Annotated in this window: 1 protein-coding gene; it reads right to left on the reverse strand. The window is 61.8% G+C overall.

What is annotated here, in order from left to right; all coding sequences use genetic code 11:
* Window positions 1-770, reverse strand: a protein-coding gene (locus AC1RJ9_RS28355) for an IS5 family transposase (RefSeq protein WP_492853281.1) whose coding sequence is annotated in 2 segments (ribosomal slippage) — window positions 1-449 and window positions 449-770 — 771 coding nt in all. Because the reading frame shifts where the segments join, the coding sequence is not laid out codon by codon here.
* Between the last annotated feature and the right edge of the window lie 76 nt (window positions 771-846).

The following is an 846-nucleotide window of genomic DNA, read 5'->3' on the forward strand; positions in this document are numbered from 1 at the left end:
CTAGGCCACGGACTCATTAAATCGCAGCCAAATGCGTACTGAGGCGAGTTTGACGCCGGCGAGATAGTTGTCGGCGCGCTTGTCGTATCGTGTTGCGACGCCTCGGAAGTGCTTGAGCTTGTTGAAGAAGCGCTCGACGAGGTTGCGGTATCGGTAGAGGAAGCCGCTGAAGGCGGGGACGTTTTTGCGATTGGGCATGGGCTTGACGTTGGCCCAGGCGCCTTTGCTTGCGAGATCTCTGCGCAAGGCGTCGCTGTCATAGGCGCGATCGGCCAGCAGGATCTGGCCTTTGCCGATCGAGGCGAGCATGTCGGCAGCGCTGCGACCATCATGGGCCTGACCCTCGGTGAGCTTGAGGGCGATGGGCAACCCCTCGGCGTCGACCAGGGCGTGGATTTTGGTGGTCAGGCCGCCCCGCGAGCGACCCATGCAACGGGATCGGTCGTCTTTTTTTGGGCGTTGGCGGCGTGCTGATGCACGCGGATCGACGAGCTGTCGATCATCTGGATGTCGCCGTCATAAGCTTTTGAAACTGCTTCAAGAAGTCGGTCCCAGACGCCGGCCTTGCGCCAGCGGTTGAAGCGGTTGACGCAGGTCGTGTGAGGCCCGTAGCGACCGGGGATGTCCGCCCAGGGCGCCCCCGTCCGCAGTCGCCAGAAAATGCCGTTGAGCACCCGCCGATCGTCCACGCGCGGTACGCCGCGCGGCTTGTTGGGCAGCAGCGGCTCGATCACCGCCCACTCGAAATCCGTAAGATCAAATCGCGCCATTCAAACCTCCCGTCTCAGAAGGTTTGAATCAGCCCCGCCACTTTTTGGGAATCCCGTTTATGGGTCTGTGGCCTAG

The sequence above is a fragment of the Caulobacter sp. GW822-FHT07D08 genome (assembly GCF_058798735.1).